Source organism: Cellulosimicrobium funkei (assembly GCF_900155925.1).
In the GTDB taxonomy this organism is placed as follows: Bacteria; Actinomycetota; Actinomycetes; order Actinomycetales; family Cellulomonadaceae; genus Cellulosimicrobium; species Cellulosimicrobium funkei.
Window position 1 is genome coordinate 41,549 of record NZ_FTMI01000004.1, and the last position, 15,208, is coordinate 56,756.

At 74.3% G+C, this 15,208-nt stretch carries 17 protein-coding genes and 1 tRNA gene; 9 read left to right on the forward strand and 9 right to left on the reverse strand.

The annotated features are described in order from the left end of the window. Positions 1 to 3: 3 nt before the first annotated feature. A complete protein-coding gene (locus BXA05_RS11210) occupies positions 4 to 327 on the reverse strand; it encodes a hypothetical protein (protein ID WP_076405076.1) in 324 nt (107 codons plus the stop codon). A gap of 122 nt (positions 328 to 449) precedes the next feature. On the opposite strand from BXA05_RS11210, the gene BXA05_RS11215 reads away from it, so the two are divergent. After that, complete coding sequence (locus BXA05_RS11215) at positions 450 to 1,220, forward strand: methyltransferase domain-containing protein (protein WP_076405077.1); 771 nt, start codon at positions 450 to 452, stop codon at positions 1,218 to 1,220. Between the two features lie 49 nt (positions 1,221 to 1,269). Here BXA05_RS11215 and BXA05_RS11220 read toward each other — a convergent pair whose 3' ends face one another. The 5 genes from BXA05_RS11220 to BXA05_RS11240 all read right to left on the reverse strand — a co-directional run bounded on the left by BXA05_RS11220 (position 1,270) and on the right by BXA05_RS11240 (position 6,226). Next, complete coding sequence (locus tag BXA05_RS11220) at positions 1,270 to 2,289, reverse strand: adenosine deaminase (RefSeq protein ID WP_076405078.1); 1,020 nt, start codon at positions 2,287 to 2,289, stop codon at positions 1,270 to 1,272. Between the two features lie 101 nt (positions 2,290 to 2,390). After that, positions 2,391 to 3,056, reverse strand: coding sequence for a response regulator (locus BXA05_RS11225; protein ID WP_076405079.1), 666 nt, complete (start codon positions 3,054 to 3,056; stop codon positions 2,391 to 2,393). Continuing rightward, positions 3,053 to 4,375 carry a sensor histidine kinase gene (locus BXA05_RS11230; protein ID WP_083711822.1) on the reverse strand — a complete coding sequence of 441 codons (1,323 nt, stop codon included), beginning with the start codon at positions 4,373 to 4,375 and terminating at the stop codon, positions 3,053 to 3,055. The genes BXA05_RS11225 and BXA05_RS11230 overlap by 4 nt, the downstream gene beginning before the upstream one ends. Then, a complete protein-coding gene (locus BXA05_RS11235) occupies positions 4,362 to 5,219 on the reverse strand; it encodes an ABC transporter permease (protein WP_076405080.1) in 858 nt (285 codons plus the stop codon). Before BXA05_RS11235 ends, BXA05_RS11230 begins: the two co-directional genes overlap by 14 nt. Beyond that, a complete protein-coding gene (locus BXA05_RS11240) occupies positions 5,216 to 6,226 on the reverse strand; it encodes an ABC transporter ATP-binding protein (protein WP_083711823.1) in 1,011 nt (336 codons plus the stop codon). Before BXA05_RS11240 ends, BXA05_RS11235 begins: the two co-directional genes overlap by 4 nt. 205 nt (positions 6,227 to 6,431) lie before the next feature. Here BXA05_RS11240 and BXA05_RS11245 point away from each other — a divergent pair. The 5 genes from BXA05_RS11245 to rplA all read left to right on the forward strand — a co-directional run bounded on the left by BXA05_RS11245 (position 6,432) and on the right by rplA (position 9,228). Beyond that, positions 6,432 to 6,504 (forward strand) — tRNA-Trp (locus BXA05_RS11245). A 106-nt stretch (positions 6,505 to 6,610) separates the two neighbouring features. Further along, positions 6,611 to 6,892 carry a preprotein translocase subunit SecE gene (gene secE, locus BXA05_RS11250; RefSeq protein ID WP_031316181.1) on the forward strand — a complete coding sequence of 94 codons (282 nt, stop codon included), beginning with the start codon at positions 6,611 to 6,613 and terminating at the stop codon, positions 6,890 to 6,892. Between the two features lie 114 nt (positions 6,893 to 7,006). Next, on the forward strand, positions 7,007 to 7,864 hold the full coding sequence (gene nusG / locus BXA05_RS11255; protein WP_034653779.1) for a transcription termination/antitermination protein NusG: 858 nt from the start codon (positions 7,007 to 7,009) through the stop codon (positions 7,862 to 7,864). Between the two features lie 96 nt (positions 7,865 to 7,960). Then, a complete protein-coding gene (rplK, locus tag BXA05_RS11260) occupies positions 7,961 to 8,392 on the forward strand; it encodes a 50S ribosomal protein L11 (RefSeq protein WP_021482529.1) in 432 nt (143 codons plus the stop codon). A 119-nt stretch (positions 8,393 to 8,511) separates the two neighbouring features. Further along, complete coding sequence (gene rplA, locus BXA05_RS11265) at positions 8,512 to 9,228, forward strand: 50S ribosomal protein L1 (RefSeq protein ID WP_034653773.1); 717 nt, start codon at positions 8,512 to 8,514, stop codon at positions 9,226 to 9,228. 116 nt (positions 9,229 to 9,344) lie between these two features. On the opposite strand, the gene BXA05_RS11270 is transcribed toward rplA, so the two are convergent. From BXA05_RS11270 to BXA05_RS11280, 3 genes are all read right to left on the reverse strand, one after another. Continuing rightward, on the reverse strand, positions 9,345 to 10,622 hold the full coding sequence (locus BXA05_RS11270) for a glycosyl hydrolase family 18 protein (RefSeq protein WP_076405081.1): 1,278 nt from the start codon (positions 10,620 to 10,622) through the stop codon (positions 9,345 to 9,347). 210 nt (positions 10,623 to 10,832) lie between these two features. Further along, positions 10,833 to 11,387 (reverse strand): hypothetical protein, encoded by a 555-nt coding sequence (locus BXA05_RS11275; RefSeq protein WP_076405082.1) that lies wholly within the window; start codon positions 11,385 to 11,387, stop codon positions 10,833 to 10,835. Continuing rightward, positions 11,384 to 11,791, reverse strand: a complete 408-nt coding sequence (locus BXA05_RS11280; RefSeq protein ID WP_021483202.1) for a DUF4383 domain-containing protein — start codon at positions 11,789 to 11,791, stop codon at positions 11,384 to 11,386. The genes BXA05_RS11275 and BXA05_RS11280 overlap by 4 nt, the downstream gene beginning before the upstream one ends. A gap of 354 nt (positions 11,792 to 12,145) precedes the next feature. On the opposite strand from BXA05_RS11280, the gene BXA05_RS11285 reads away from it, so the two are divergent. From BXA05_RS11285 to BXA05_RS11295, 3 genes are all read left to right on the forward strand, one after another. Beyond that, entirely contained in the window at positions 12,146 to 12,781 is a 636-nt protein-coding gene (locus BXA05_RS11285; RefSeq protein ID WP_034653623.1) for an RNA polymerase sigma factor, read from the forward strand. Next, positions 12,778 to 13,275 carry a hypothetical protein gene (locus BXA05_RS11290; protein ID WP_034653625.1) on the forward strand — a complete coding sequence of 166 codons (498 nt, stop codon included), beginning with the start codon at positions 12,778 to 12,780 and terminating at the stop codon, positions 13,273 to 13,275. Before BXA05_RS11285 ends, BXA05_RS11290 begins: the two co-directional genes overlap by 4 nt. A gap of 145 nt (positions 13,276 to 13,420) precedes the next feature. Next, positions 13,421 to 15,208, forward strand: a complete 1,788-nt coding sequence (locus BXA05_RS11295; RefSeq protein ID WP_076405083.1) for a S8/S53 family peptidase — start codon at positions 13,421 to 13,423, stop codon at positions 15,206 to 15,208.

Here is a 15,208-nt window from a genome sequence, read left to right on the forward strand (position 1 = left end):
GCCTCACCCGTCGCCCCGGTCCGGGCCGTCGCGGTCGTCGTCCTGGTCGTCGGTCGTGTCGGCGTCCGAGTCGTCGTCCTGGTCGTCGCTCGACGGCGGGGCGGGCGTGACGCGGTCGTCGTCCTGGTCGTCGTCGCCGTCGTCGTCGGTCGGGCTGGGCGTCGGCGCCGGCGTCGTCGGGGTCTCGGTCGGGGGAGCGGGCGTCACGACGACGGCCACGCCGACGTCGCGGTCCTGCGGCCGCGCGGCGAGCGCGCCCGCCGCGGCGGCACCGGCGAGGACGAGCACGAGCGCCCCCACGAGCCACGCGACGGTCCGGCGAGTCATGGACCCAGTATCGGAGAACCGGATGAGACGCACATGAGAGTTTGCGCGACGAGCCGGGACGACGCGTGTATCTTGATGTCAAGATTGTTGACGTCTAGATACTGCGACAGGACGGAGCCGTCATGCCACGCGACTGGGACCCTGCCCTCTACCTCCGCCACGCCGACGAGCGCACGCGCCCGATGGCCGACCTCGTGGCGCGCGTCCCCGTCGACGCGCGCACGGTCGCCGACCTCGGGTCGGGCCCCGGCCACCTGACCCCCCTCCTGCACGCGCGCTGGCCCGACGCCGCGATCACCGGGATCGACGCGTCGCCGGCCATGGTGGCCGCCGCCCGGCGCGACGCGTCCGCGCCCTGGGTGCGGTACGAGCTCGCGGACGTGCGCTCGTGGGCGCCGCCCGCGCCCGCCGACGTCGTCGTGAGCAACGCGACGCTCCAGTGGGTGCCCGGCCACCTCGACCTGCTTCCCCGGCTCGCCGACCACGTCGCCCCGGACGGCGCGCTCGCGTTCTCCGTCCCCGGCAACCACGACGCGCCGAGCCACCGGCTCCTGCGCGAGCTCGCTGCCCGACCCCCGTACGCGGCGCACGCCGCGGGCGTCGAGCGCCCCGCGGCGCACGACCCCGAGGTGTACCTCGACGCGCTCACCACCCTCGGCTGGACCGTCGACGCCTGGGAGACGACGTACGTCCACGTGCTCCACGGCCCGGACCCCGTGCTGCGCTGGGTCTCCGCGACGGGCGCCCGCCCCGTGCTCCAGGCCCTCCCCGACGACCTGCGCGACGCGTTCGTCGCGCAGTACGCCGCCGCGCTGCGGGACGCGTACCCGGAGCGCGGCGCAGGCACGCTCCTGCCGTTCCGTCGCGTCTTCGTCGTCGCGACGCGCGCGTGACCGCTCGCGTCAGCCCGCCGATCTCCGGCGGCCAGCGCGCACGCGGGCGTCAGCCCGCCGTGAGCCAGTCGTCCACGCCCGCGAGCAGCCGTCGCTTGGTGCCCGACGACGCGCGGCTCGCCCGGATCGACGACCGCGCGAGGTCGGCGAGCTCCGCGTCGGAGAACCCGTGCTCGCGCCGCGCCGTCTCGTACTGCCCGGCGAGCCGGGACCCGAACAGCAGCGGGTCGTCCGCGCCGAGCGCGACCTGCGCGCCCGCGTCGACGAGCGCGCCGAGCGGGACCTGCCCCGCCTCCTCGTAGACGCCGAGCGAGACGTTCGACGCCGGGCACACCTCGAGCGCGATCCCCCGGTCCACGACGTCGTCGAGGACGCGCCGGTCCTCCGCCGACCGCACCCCGTGGCCCAGGCGGTCCGGGACCAGCTCGCGCACGACCTCGTGCACGTGGCCGGGGCCCAGGAGCTCGCCGCCGTGGGGCACCGACGCGAGCCCCGCCCGTCGCGCGATCGCGAACGCGCGCGCGAACTCGGCCGTGTCGCCGCGCCGCTCGTCGTTGCTCAGGCCGAACCCCACGACCTCGCCCGCGCCCTCGCCCGCGTACTGTGCCGCGAGCCGCGCGAGGGTCCGCGCGTCGAGCGGGTGCCGCGTGCGCGACGCCGCGACGACCACCGCGACCTCCGTCCCCGTCGCGGCGCTCGCGGACCGGGCGGCGTCGAGCACGATCTCCACGGCCGGGGTGATGCCCCCGACGAACGGCGCGTACGACGTCGGGTCCACCTGGATCTCGAGCCGCCCCGACCCCTCCGCGGCGTCGTCCTGCGCCGCCTCGAGCACGATGCGCCGCATGTCGGCCTCGGACCGCACGCACGCGCGCGCCGCGTCGTACAGGCGCTGGAACCGGAACCAGCCGCGCTCGGTGGGCGGCAGGCGCAGCGGGTCGCCGTCGACGAGCGCGTGGGGGAGCCGCACGCCGTACTGCGCGGCGAGGTCGCGCAGCGTGTCGGGCCGCATGGACCCCGTGAAGTGCAGGTGCAGGTGGGCCTTCGGGAGCGTCGCCAGGTCTCGCACAGCGGGAGTCTGTCACGAGCGCCCGGTACCCGCCGTCGGGCGCGGGACGACTGCGGCGCAGGTCCCGCCGCAGGTCGGGGTGCCGACGGCGCCCGCGCGCGTCACGCCCCGGGGAGGAACCCGCGCTGCATCGCGACCGTCACGGCGGCGGTGCGGTCGTCCACGCCGAGCTTGGCGAAGGCCCGCAGCAGGTGCGTCTTCACGGTCGCCTCGGCGATGAACAGCTCGCGCCCGACGGCCGCGTTCGACAGCCCACGGGCCACGAGCCGCAGTACCTCGACCTCCCGGTCCGTGAGCCGCTCCGTCCCGCGCACCGACGTCACGAGCCGCGTCGCGACGCTCGGCGCCAGCACCGTCTGCCCCCGCGCCGCGGCGCGCACGCCCGCGACGAGCTCCTCGCGCGGCGTGTCCTTGAGCAGGTAGCCGGTGGCGCCCGCCTCGACGGCCCGCAGGATGTCGGCGTCCGTCTCGTACGTCGTGAGCACGACGACGCGCGGCCCCGCCGCCCCGCGCCCGCGGCCCGGTGCGCCGAGGATCGCCGCGGTCGCGCCCACGCCGTCGAGCACGGGCATCCGCAGGTCCATGAGCACGACGTCGGGCGCCAGCTCGCGCGCGAGCTCCACCGCCTGCGCGCCGTCGCCCGCCTCCCCGACCACCGCGAGGTCCGGCTCGCCGGCCAGCATCCCCACGATGCCCGAGCGCACGACCGGGTGGTCGTCGACCACGAGCACCCGCACCGCGCCGTCCCGGCCCGTCGTCCCCGTCACCGCACCGCTCCTCGCCTCGTCGGGGCTGTCCGGCCCGTGCCCACGCCCGTCGCGGGCAGCCGCACCGCGACGCGCGTGCCCCCGCCCGGCGCGGGCCCGACCTCGAGGCTGCCGCCCTCCGCGGCGACGCGCTCGCGCATGCCCCGCAGACCGTAGCCCTCGGCCGCGTCGTCGGGCAGCCCGCGACCGTCGTCGCACACCTCCAGGAGGGTCCCGTCCGCGTCGTGGCGCAGCACGACGCGGACCGCGCCCGCCCCGGCGTGGCGGCGCACGTTCGTCAGCGCCTCCTGGGCCGAGCGCAGCAGCACCACCTCCTCGGCGCTCGACAGCCCCGGGACGTCGTCGGCCGCGAGGTCCGCATGCGTCCCCGTCTCCTCGGTGAAACGCGTCGCGAGGCGGCGCAGCGCCTCCCCGAGCGTGCTGCCCTGCAACGGGGCCGGCGCGGAGGCCGCGACCAGCGCCCGGGCCTCGGCGAGGTTGTCGCGCGCCGTCGACTCGACGAGCGCGAGGCGCTCGCGCGCCGCGTCCGGGGCGCCCCGGTCCAGGTCGGCGCCCGCGGCCTGCGCGAGCATGACGACGCTCGTGAACCCCTGGGCGAGCGTGTCGTGGATCTCCTGGGCGACCCGCTCGCGCTCCGCGAGCACGCCCGCCTCGTGGTGCGAGCGCGCGAGCTCGGCCTGCGTCGCGCGCAGCGCGTCGACGAGACGCGCGTGCCGCTCCGACTGCCGCATCGTGTGCGCCGTCCACAGCCCGAGGCTCAGCGCGAACGCGAGCGCGACGCCCATCTGCGGCGCGGCGCTCGCGAGCTCGTCGGGCTCGACGCGCCCCGTCGCCGGGTCGAACGCGAGCGCGAGCGCGGTGCCGGCCGCGAGCGCGACGCACAGCACGACCTGCGCCCAGAGGTGCTCCGAGAGCATCCAGATCTGCGTGAAGACGGCGAACAGGAGCAGCGTGCCGAGCGCGTCCTGCCCGACGACGACGAGCGTGCCCGCGATCGCGACGACGAGGTAGAGGTGCGCCGGCACCTGGGCGCGCGTGCGGGCCGCGCGCCGCCCCCACGCGAGGTAGGCCAGGAGGATCGTCCCGAGCGCGGCGAGCGACACGAGCAGGGCCGTGCCGGCGACGCCCGCGGTGAGCAGCGCGAGCGCGCTGAGCACGACGATGACGTAGAACGCCACGTCCCACCAGCGCACGTCGCGCGCCCAGGTGCCGTCGAGCTGGGCCGTGGCCGCACCGTCCCTGGCCCCCTCCTCGCCCCCGGCCCGGTCCCCGGCCGCGGGGAGCCCGCCCGCGGGCGACGGCGGGTCAGCCGTCGTCACGGCGCCGCCACCGGAACGACCGCGCGCCCACCACGAGCCCCAGGACCAGCCATGCGACCAGTACAGCAGCGGTCGCGCCGTGCTGCCACGACCCGGACGGCTCGAGCGCCGCGGCCTGCTCGGGGAGGAAGACCGAGCGCATGCCCTGGGCCATCCACTTGAGCGGGAACACCGAGGCGACGGTCTGCATCCACGCGGGCAGCGCGAAGAACGCGAAGAACACCCCGGAGATGAACTGCAGCACGAGCACGACGGGCGTGACGACCGCCGTCGCGGAGCGGCCCGAGCGCGGCAGCGACGAGAACGCGACCCCGCACACGGCGCCGGCGGCGCACCCGAGCACGAACACCCACGCGAACGTCGTGAGCCGGGTCGCGGCGTCGGGCATGTCCCAGGGCATCGGGACGTCGTACACGACGGCCGCGAGGAGCAGCAGGAGCGCCGTCTGCACGATCGAGGTCGCGAGGACCAGGCCCACCTTGCCGTAGAAGTACGCCGACGCGGGCAGCGGGGTCGCGCGCAGGCGCTTGAGCGCGCCGTCGTCACGCTCGACCGCGATCGAGATCGCCAGCGACTGGAAGCTCGTGAGCATGACGCCCGTCGCGATCATGCCCGGCAGGAAGTACTGCGCGAAGGGCACGGAGTAGCCCGCGTCACCCTGGTCCTGCCCGTCGAACACCGTCGCGAAGATCGCGAGCATGATGAGCGGGTACGTGAAGATGAAGACGACCGCGTCGCGCTCGCGGAAGAACCCGCGCAGCTCGGCGCGCGTGCGTTCGATGCCGAGGCGGGCGGCCCCGGGCAGGGCGGCGCGCAGGGCGCGCGTGGTCGGGGCGACGGTCACGGTCGGGCCTCCTCGGGGACGACGACGGTCGCGTCGTCGGGCGTGCGGGCCGCGGCGGGTGCGCCGGGCCGGTCGGGGACGGGCGCCGGGTCGCTCGACGCGGCCGGCTCACCGATGAGCTCGAGGTAGACGTCCTCGAGGCTCGGGCGCGTCACCTCGAGCCCGGGGACCTCGCCGTCGGGGTACCGCGCGGCGAGCGCCGCGACGACCGCGGTGGGGGAGTCCGTGCGCTCGGAGCGCCGGGTGCCGCCGTCGAGCCACCGCACGACGGGACGGCGCGCCTCCGCGCCCCCGAGGCGGTCGGGCGCGTCGAGCGCGACGACCTGCCCCGACCGCACGACGGCCGCGCGGTCGGCCAGGTAGGCCGCCTCGTCGAGGTAGTGCGTCGTGAGCAGGATCGTCGTGCCGTCCTCGCGCAGCGACCGGACGAGCGCCCAGAACGCGCGGCGGGCCTGGGGGTCGAACCCCGTCGTGGGCTCGTCGAGGAACAGCAGCTCCGGCCGGCCGACGATCCCGAGCGCGACGTCGAGCCGTCGGCGCTGCCCGCCGGAGAGCTGGCGCGTGCGCGTGCGGGCCTTCTCCCGCAGCCCGACGGCGTCGATCACCTCGTCGGGGTCCCGCGGCGTCGGGTAGAACGTCGCGAAGTGCCGGACGAGCTCGGCGACCGTGAGCTCGGCCTGGTCGCGCGAGTCCTGGAGGACGACGCCGAGGCGCGAGCGCCAGGCGCGGCCCGCGGTCTGGGGGTCCTCGCCGAGCACGCGGACCTCGCCCGCGTCCCGGCGGCGGAAGCCCTCGAGGATCTCGACCGTGGTGGTCTTCCCGGCGCCGTTGGGGCCGAGGACCGCGAAGATCTCGCCGCGCTCGACGCGCAGGTCGATGCCGTCGACGGCCTGCTTGGGCCCGTAGCGCTTGCGCAGGCCGCGCACGTCCACGGCCGGTCCGCTCTGCCCGGCGCCGGGGCCGGAGCCGGCGCCGCGGGGGCCGGCGGGGAGGGGTGTCGTCGTCATGGGACCAGCGTGTCGGCGCGAGCCCCCGGGCCGCGACGCCCGTTCGTCCGGACCTCGTGTCCACCGATCGGTGGACGGTGGTTCGACCAGGGGCGCCGCGTCGCGTACAGTGATCCCTCGGTGGTTGACGCCCGCCACGCTGGTCCGCGCCCGTGAGACGACTTTCGTCCGGGGATCGAGGCCGTGCGGGGCGCCGTCGGCACGAAGGGTAGTGGCGCAATTGGTAGCGCAGCGGTCTCCAAAACCGCAGGTTGCAGGTTCGAGTCCTGTCTACCCTGCACGGCGTGGCTCTCGCGGGACCTTCCCGGGATCCGCGCGCGGCCCGGCACCGGGTCGCACCGAGGGTTCGAGCAGGTCCCGTACGTGAGCGATGGGGAAGATCGAGTGAGCGAATCGCCGTCAGAGGCCGTGGGCGCAGGCGGTGCACGCGCCGACGAGGTGAAGAAGAAGGGCGGTCCGTCCGCGGACAAGAAGCCCAACGTCTTCGCGCGCATCGCCCTGTTCGTGCGCCAGGTGGTCGCCGAGCTCCGCAAGGTCGTCACGCCGACGCGGTCCGAGCTCATCACCTACACGACGGTGGTCCTGGTCTTCGTGGTCGTGGTCATGGCGTTCGTGACCGTCCTCGACCTGGGGATCGGCCAGGCCGTCCGGTGGGTCTTCGGCTAGCGCACGACCTTCCCCGGCCAGGCCGGGTCAGCACGGCAGCCGGCGCCTCTCGGGGCGCCGTCGGCGCTTCCAGAAGAAGTCTTCGAGCAGTTCGTTGAGAAAGCAGGTTCGTTCGTGTCCCAGGAGTCGCTGGACCAGACGGAGAACGTCGACCCGACGCAGCCCGAGGGTGCCCAGGACGACGTCGACGAGACCACGGACGTCCCGGCGGTCGACGGAGCCGACGAGGCCCTCGACGCCGCTGACGAGGCCGACGACGACGCGACGGACGACGCCGCTGACGAGACCGACGACGCGGCGGACGACGACGAGCCGTCGGACGACGACGAGGCGGACGAGGTCCGCCCGGCCGACGAGGACGGCGACGTCATCGAGGACCCGGTCGCGGAGTTCAAGCGCACGCTGCGCTCGCAGCCGGGCGACTGGTACGTCATCCACTCCTACGCGGGCTACGAGAACCGTGTGAAGGCCAACCTGGAGAACCGCATCCAGAGCCTGAACATGGAGGACTACATCTTCCAGATCGAGGTCCCCATGGAGGAGGTGGCCGAGATCAAGAACGCGCAGAAGAAGATCGTCCGACGCGTGCGCATCCCCGGCTACGTCCTCGTCCGCATGGACCTCACCGACGAGTCGTGGGGCGCCGTGCGCCACACGCCCGGTGTCACCGGCTTCGTCGGGCACACCCACCAGCCGGTGCCGCTGACGCTCGACGAGGTCTTCTCGATGCTCGCGCCGATGCTCACCCCCGCCCCGGAGGCCGGCAAGCCCGCGCAGGCCGCGGCGAAGGCTCCCGTCGAGGTCGACTTCACGGTCGGCGAGTCGGTCACCGTCACGGACGGCCCGTTCGACACGCTGCCCGCCACGATCTCCGAGATCAACGTCGAGAACCAGAAGCTCAAGGTCCTCGTCTCCATCTTCGGCCGGGAGACCCCGGTCGAGCTGTCGTTCAACCAGGTCGCCAAGATCTGACGCGCGGGCGGCCCGAGCCGCCCCGCGTGAGCGCAGTACTGCAACCGGGTCATCGCCCACGGCGTCGGCCCACGAGAAGAAAGCCAGGGAAGAGTCATGCCTCCCAAGAAGAAGGTCTCCGGCCTCATCAAGCTCCAGATCCAGGCCGGTGCGGCGACGCCCGCGCCGCCGATCGGCCCCGCGCTCGGTCAGCACGGTGTGAACATCATGGAGTTCTGCAAGGCCTACAACGCGGCGACCGAGTCGCAGCGCGGCAACGTCATCCCCGTCGAGATCACGGTCTACGAGGACCGCTCGTTCACCTTCGTGACGAAGACCCCGCCGGCGGCGGAGCTCATCAAGAAGGCCGCGGGCGTGCAGAAGGGCTCGGCGACGCCGCACACCACCAAGGTCGCGAAGATCACCGCGGACCAGGTGCGCGAGATCGCCCAGACCAAGCTCGAGGACCTCAACGCGAACGACCTCGACGCCGCGTCGAAGATCATCGCCGGCACGGCCCGCTCGATGGGTATCACCGTCGAGGGCTGACGAAGGACCGAGGCCTGGCCTGTGTGCCGGCCTCGTGCACGACGTCGCTCCGCACCCCGCGGGCGACGGTGGCAGGGTCCGCGCGGACCCGCTGACCACGACTGCAGAAGGAGAAGCAGATGGCAACGCGCAGCAAGGCGTACCGCAACGCCGAGGAGAAGATCGACCGCGAGCGTCTCTACGCGCCGCTCGAGGCGATCCGTCTCGCCAAGGAGACGTCGACCGTGAAGTACGACGCGACCGTCGAGGTCGCGTTCCGCCTCGGTGTCGACCCGCGCAAGGCGGACCAGATGGTCCGTGGCACGGTCAACCTCCCCCACGGCACGGGCAAGACCGCCCGCGTCATCGTCTTCGCGAACGCGGCGAAGGCGGAGGAGGCCCGTGCGGCCGGTGCCGACGAGGTCGGCGGCGACGACCTGATCGAGAAGGTCGCCGGTGGGTACACCGACTTCGACGCCGCCGTGGCGACGCCGGACCTCATGGGCAAGGTCGGTCGTCTGGGCAAGGTGCTGGGCCCCCGTGGTCTCATGCCGAACCCGAAGACCGGCACCGTGACGATGGACGTGGCGAAGGCCGTGTCGGACATCAAGGGCGGCAAGATCGAGTTCCGTGTCGACAAGCACGGCAACCTGCACTTCATCATCGGCAAGGTCTCGTTCGACGAGAAGGCGCTCGTGGAGAACTACGCGGCGGCCCTCGAAGAGGTCCTGCGTCTCAAGCCGTCGTCCTCGAAGGGCCGGTACATCACCAAGGCCACGCTGACGACGACGATGGGCCCCGGCATCCCGCTGGACCAGTCCAAGACGACGAAGCTGCTCGAGGACGACGCCGCCTGACGGCAGTCCTCCCCGCGGACGGTCCTCCGTCCGCACCACGCACGACGGCGCGGCACCCGACCAGGGTGCCGCGCCGTCGTCGTCTCAGCAGGTCGCCCGAGGGTGCGCCGGCCGGGTCAGCAGGCGCCGAGGTCCTTCCAGACGCCCCACTGCCCGCTCTGCGCGGGGTTCTCGTTGGTGGTCCACCACTTGGCCTCGTAGGTGCGGCCCTGGTGGGAGACGCGGGCGCCACCGGTGTAGACGGCGGAGGCCGACCACGCGGTCGCGGTGCAGGTCCCGGGGTTGGTGGGGTTCGTCGGGTTGGTGGGGTTGGTCGGCTCCGTGGGCGTGGTCGGACCGCTCGCCAGGCGTCCGCCGATCACGGACGCGACCTGGTAGCCGTTGGTCTTGTCCCAGTTGATCGACCAGGTCATGACGCCGCCGATCTTGCCGTACGGCTTCGCGGGCTTGAAGGCGCCGCAGCCGGTGCCGACCTCGAGGCAGTCGACGGCCTTGACGACGTTCGCGAGCGGCTGGTAGCCGCCGCCCGCGGCGCGCGGCACGGCCGGTACGCCGATGCCCACCTGGTCGGGGCGCAGGCCCATCTCGAGCTGGATGCAGGTGAGCGCGGTGAGGAAGTCGACCGTGCCCTGCGAGTAGACCTGCTGGTTGCAGCCCATCATCGAGCCGGAGTTGTAGTACTGGGTGTTGACGATCGTGAGGATGTCCTTGATCGCGAGGGTGAGCTGGTAGTACCCCATGCTCGTCGCCTGGTAGTCGATCGTCTGCGGCGCCATGGTGAGGATCAGGCTCGGACCGACCTTCGCCGCGAGCTGGTGGAGGGCGCTCGACATGTACGTGGCGTTGATGCCGTGCTCGAGGTCGATGTCGACGCCGTCGAACCCGTACTTCTGCATGAGCGCGTACGTGGTGTCGGCGAAGTTCTTCGCCTCGGTCGCGTTCGAGACGATGACGTTGCCCTTCTCCCCGCCCACGGAGATCACGACCTTGCGGCCCTGCGCCCGGATGGCCGCCACGTCCGCCTTGAACTGGGCCTCGGTGTAGCCGCCGAGCTCCGCGCTCGCGAGGTTGAACGTGATGCCACCCGGCGTCCCGGCGAGGTTGTCCGCGAACGCGATCGCCACGAGGTTGTACGCCTGGGGGACCTCGGACAGGCGCATCGTCACGGAGCCGTTGTCGAAGTTGTGCCAGTAGCCGGTGAGCCACTGCGTGCTGCCCGACGGCGCGGCGGCGCTCACGGGAGCGGCGGGCGCGGCCGACGGCGCCGCGGCGGTCGCGGGCGCGGCGGCGAGCGCTCCGCCCGCGACGACGGTCGCCGCGGCGACGACGGAGGCGAGGGCGCGCAGCGCGCGCCCGGTGAGGCCGCGCGTGCGGCCGGGGAGGACTGTTCTCACGGAGGTGCTCCTCGTGCTCGGGCGGGGCGCGTCGTCGCGCCTCGCCGGTCCGCACCCGCGGTGTGGGTGCAGGGGTCGCTCCCGACGCTAGGCCCGGTGCCCGCCGCGCGGCATGAGGGATTCCCCGGAACTTCGGGCCCCGCGGTTACGGGAGAACTCGTACCCTCCGGGAGGCGTGGCGCCGCGCCGGGGGCAGCCGCCGTCGGGCCCTCACGGCGCGGTGCCGGGCCCGCCGTCGTGGGCCGGGCCGTGCCCCGGCAGGTGCCCCAGGACGGGCAGGTGGGACCCGTGCGGCACGGCGTGCCGCGCGGCGTCGGTCCCGCCGAGACCGAACGTCGCGACGGCGGCGACCACGACGGACACCGAGAAGAGCGCGACGAGCCGCGCCCCGGCGCGCGCCGGCGGGCCGTCGGCGGGGACGCGCGCCGGGCGGGCGAGGACGCACGCCGTCGCGACCCGCAGGGCGGCTGCGGCGGCCGCACCCGCGGAGAGCGGCACGCCGGACGCGACGGGCACGGCCACCCCGGCGACGGTCGCGACGAGGAGCAGGGCGATCCCGGCGCGCGGGACCGCCGTCGGGCGCCCGGGCCGCGGCCCGCGGGCGAGGAGCACGAGCGCGACGACGAGCTCCCCGGCCCCGGTGGCCAGCGCGAGCAGGCCGGACGGCGCCGGGAACGCGCCCCGGACGAGCCCGAGGTCGACGATCCCGGCGCCGAGCAGCGCGAGCGCGGCGCCGACGCGGCGGGTCGGGACGGGCGTCGTCATGCCGTGACGGCGCGGCCCGCGTCCTCGCGGTCCGCGGCGAGCCCGACGCCGAGGAGCAGCAGCGCGCTGGCGAGGTGCAGCACGTTGTCGGCGCCGTTGAGCGCGATGATGTTGGCGCCGGTGTCGACGAGGAACAGCCCCACCACGCCGACGAGGAGGTACACCGCGCCGATCGCGACGTTCGTGCCGCGCGCGGCCCGGACGCTGCGCGACGCGAGCAGCAGCGCCGCCCCGATGCCGAGGTGGACGATGTTGTGCAGGGGGTTCACCTCGAACAGCAGGAGGTTGCGGCCCTCGGTGGCGGCGAAGCCGACCCCCGACGTCACGACGAAGCCGGCGAGGCCGACCAGCAGGTAGACGGTGCCGAAGACTGCTGCGAGCAGGCGGTTCGGGGACGAGGTCATGGTGGTCTCCGCTCGGTGGTCGCGCGGCCTCTCCGCGCGTCGCCCCGGGTTCGGAGCGGTGCGAGATCCGGACGGGTCCGCCGGTGCGGGTCCGGGACAGGGATCGCTCCGGACGGAGCCGACCGCGATGTATCAGACGGGCGGTCCGCCCCTCTCGTCCGGGTGGAGGAGCGCCGACCAGACGCTCCCGCCCGTGTGCCGGAGGGACGAGATGCGACGCAACCGCACGAGCCGGGAGGGGTGTGACCAGTGACGATGGTTGTCGACCCCACCGGCCCGGCCGTAGAATCAGGCGCTTCCGGGGACCCCCCGCTGATGCCTGACCGGACGAGCGTGCCGAGGACAGTGCGCCCCATGACCAGAACGACCGACGAGGTGGCCGACACCGGCGAACCGGGCCTCAGCCTGGGGGACCGGGGTGCGTTCGCGCTCCTGGAGTACCGCGACGGCCGCCCGGAGGCGCTCGGTGACTTCGTCCGCGAGGCCTCCCCCCTCCTGTGGCACACGGTGCGCGCGCAGGGCGTCGAGCGCGAGCAGGCCGACGACCTCGTCCAGACGGTGTGGGTCGCGCTCGTGCGCAACGCGATGACCATCAAGGAGCCGCACGCCGTCCTCAAGTGGCTGCTCATCACGGCCAAGCGCGCGGCCTGGGAGGCCGTGCGCAAGCACCGCGACGAGGCCCGACGGCGCACCGAGCTCCCGGACGACACCGACGAGGGCGTCCCCGAGCTCCCGTCGGGCGACCCGACGCCGGACGTCGAGGTGCTCCGCAACGAGCGCGACCGCTCCCTCTGGGCCGCGCTCGACCGGCTGCCGGAACGCTGCCGCCAGCTCCTGCACCTCGTGTCGCTCGCCGACCGTCCGGACTACAAGGCCATCTCGGCCGCCATCGGCATGCCCGTCGGGAGCATCGGCTCCACGCGGGGCCGCTGCCTCGCCAAGCTGCGCGACATCATCGACGACCAGGGGGAACCGTGGGAAGCATCATGAGCACCGAGCCGACGCACAGCCCCGACGAGCCGCTCGACGCCGTCGACCTCGCCCTCCTGGCCGACCTCGCGCGGATCGCCGAGGAGATCGACCCCGTCCCGGACGGCCTCGTCGAGCGGTCGCTCTTCGCGATCACGCTCGCCGGGCTCGAGGCCGAGGTCATGGAGCTGGAGTACGTCCAGGCTCCCGCGACGTCCGTGCGCGGCGACGCGCCGCCCGTCGAGGCGCGCACGATCACGTTCACGTCCGAGTCCGTCACGGTGATGATCTCGCTGTCCCCGACGGACGACGGCCGCATCCGCATCGACGGCTGGGCCGCCCCCGCGACGGCGCTGCGCGTCGAGCTGCACCGCCCCGGCGTGGTGAGCGAGACGACGAGCGACGACGACGGCCGCTTCGTCTTCGAGGCCGTCGACCGCGGCCCGGCGAGCCTCGTGGTCCGCCGCGCCGACGGCGCCGGCGGCGCCGTGAGCACGCCGGTCGTCGAGCTCTAGCACCCGGTGGGCCGCGGGCGACGCCCGCGGCCCACCGGCCGCACCACCCCCAGCAACCCTTCCCCGCGCAGCGGTGCGCGGGCGGCCGCCCGTCGACGACGACGCGCGCGGCACCGGACGAACGTCATCTCCCGAGGAGGAGCACGTGAGCGAGACCCCTGAGCCCCCCGCAGCGGCGGACCCCGGCTTCTTCGGCGACCGGCCGAGCCGGCTCCAGTGGCGCACCCGCACGATCGACCCGGTCGCCGCGCAGCGTCGCGCCGGGCAGCAGTCCCCGCACCCGACCTGGTACGTGGGCGACCGCATCCTCATCCCCGAGTCGCCGTTCGACCGCGAGGGGAACCGCTCGCTGCGGTGGCTCGAGCGCGCGGCCGAGCGTCTCGGCCTCCGCGTGGAGGTGCAGCAGGAGAGCATCGACGACGCCGAGCTCGTCCGTGAGGCGGGCCTCGACCCGGAGACGACGACCGACCTGCTCCGCACGTTCGGCTACTCCGTGCGCCTGCGCTACCGCGACGACGCCCAGGGACAGCTCCCGGACGCCTGGCACCTCGTCGAGGAGCTGCGTGGACGGCTGTGCCCCGACGACCGGCACAGCCCGCGGCTCGCGCTCGACCACATGGTCGCGCCGACCCCGTTCATCGGCGGCCAGCCGTACACCCAGCCGTTCCCGTACACGCAGCCGCACCCGTACACCCAGCCCCACCCCTACACGCAGCCGCACCCGTACACCCAGCCCCACCCCTACACGCAGCCGCACCCCTTCGCGGGCACCGCGGAGTACTCCCTGCCGGGCTCGGGCGGCCGCACGCCCGTGAGCTGGATCGGGCCCGTGCCGCGCCGCGCGCTGCCCGCGGGGGAGACGCCGTGGGTCGCGGGCGACGGTGTCCGTCGCCCCGTCGTCGCCGTGCTCGACACCGGCGTCGGCGAGCACCCGTGGTTCGACGACGACCTCGAGACGCGCGGCACGATCGTCGTGCGCGACCCCGAGCTGCTCGGTCAGCCGCTGTCGACGCTGCCGCCGACGGAGTACCCGTACGAGGACCCGGAGATCGGCGGCGTGTCGGTCTCGCCCCTCACCGGTCCGCTCGACCCGGTCGCGGGCCACGGGACGTTCATCGCGGGTCTCGTGCACCAGCTCTGCCCGGACGCCGTCATCCTCGCCCCGCGCCTCTACGGCGGGTCGGGCGTCGTGCCGGAGCGCGACCTCCTGCGGACGCTGCGCCGCGTGCTCCTGTGGCACGTGCTCGGCCTGTCCGGTCACGACGGCTACGCGCCGATCGACGTCCTCGTGCTCTCGCTCGGGTACTACCACGAGCGCCCGGAGGACGCGGACTTCGACGCCCCCTTCGGGGCGCTCATCCGCGCGCTGCGCCGGTACGGCGTCGTCGTGGTGGTGTCGTCGGGCAACGACGGCCAGACCCGCCCGACCTACCCCGCGGCGTTCGCCCCGCGGATCAACCGGAAGGCGGAGCCGCCCGTGCCGCTCGAGGGGGTGACGCTGCTCCTCGACGAGCCGCCGGTCCTCACGGTCGGTGCGGAGAACCCCGACGGGACGGTGTCGCTCTTCAGCAACGACGGCCCCTGGATCACGTGCACCCGTCCGGGCGCGTCCCTCGTGTCCACGATCCCGCGCACGATCGACGGCGCCGTCGCGCCGTCGCGCCACGTGCAGGAGCTGTGGGGCCCGGGATACCGCGCGACGATCGACCCCGAGGGGTTCCAGGGCGGGTTCGCGACGTGGAGCGGGACGTCGTTCGCGGCGCCCGTCCTCGCGGGCGAGCTCGCGGCGTCCCTGCTCGAGCGGATCGCCGACGACCCGACGGACCCGGGCGTCCTGCAGCCCGGCCAGGGCGCGCCGGACCGCTGCGCCTGGCTGTGGCCGTCCATTACCCTGGCGACGGGTCTGGTCCCGACCCCGGGTGACGACGCATGA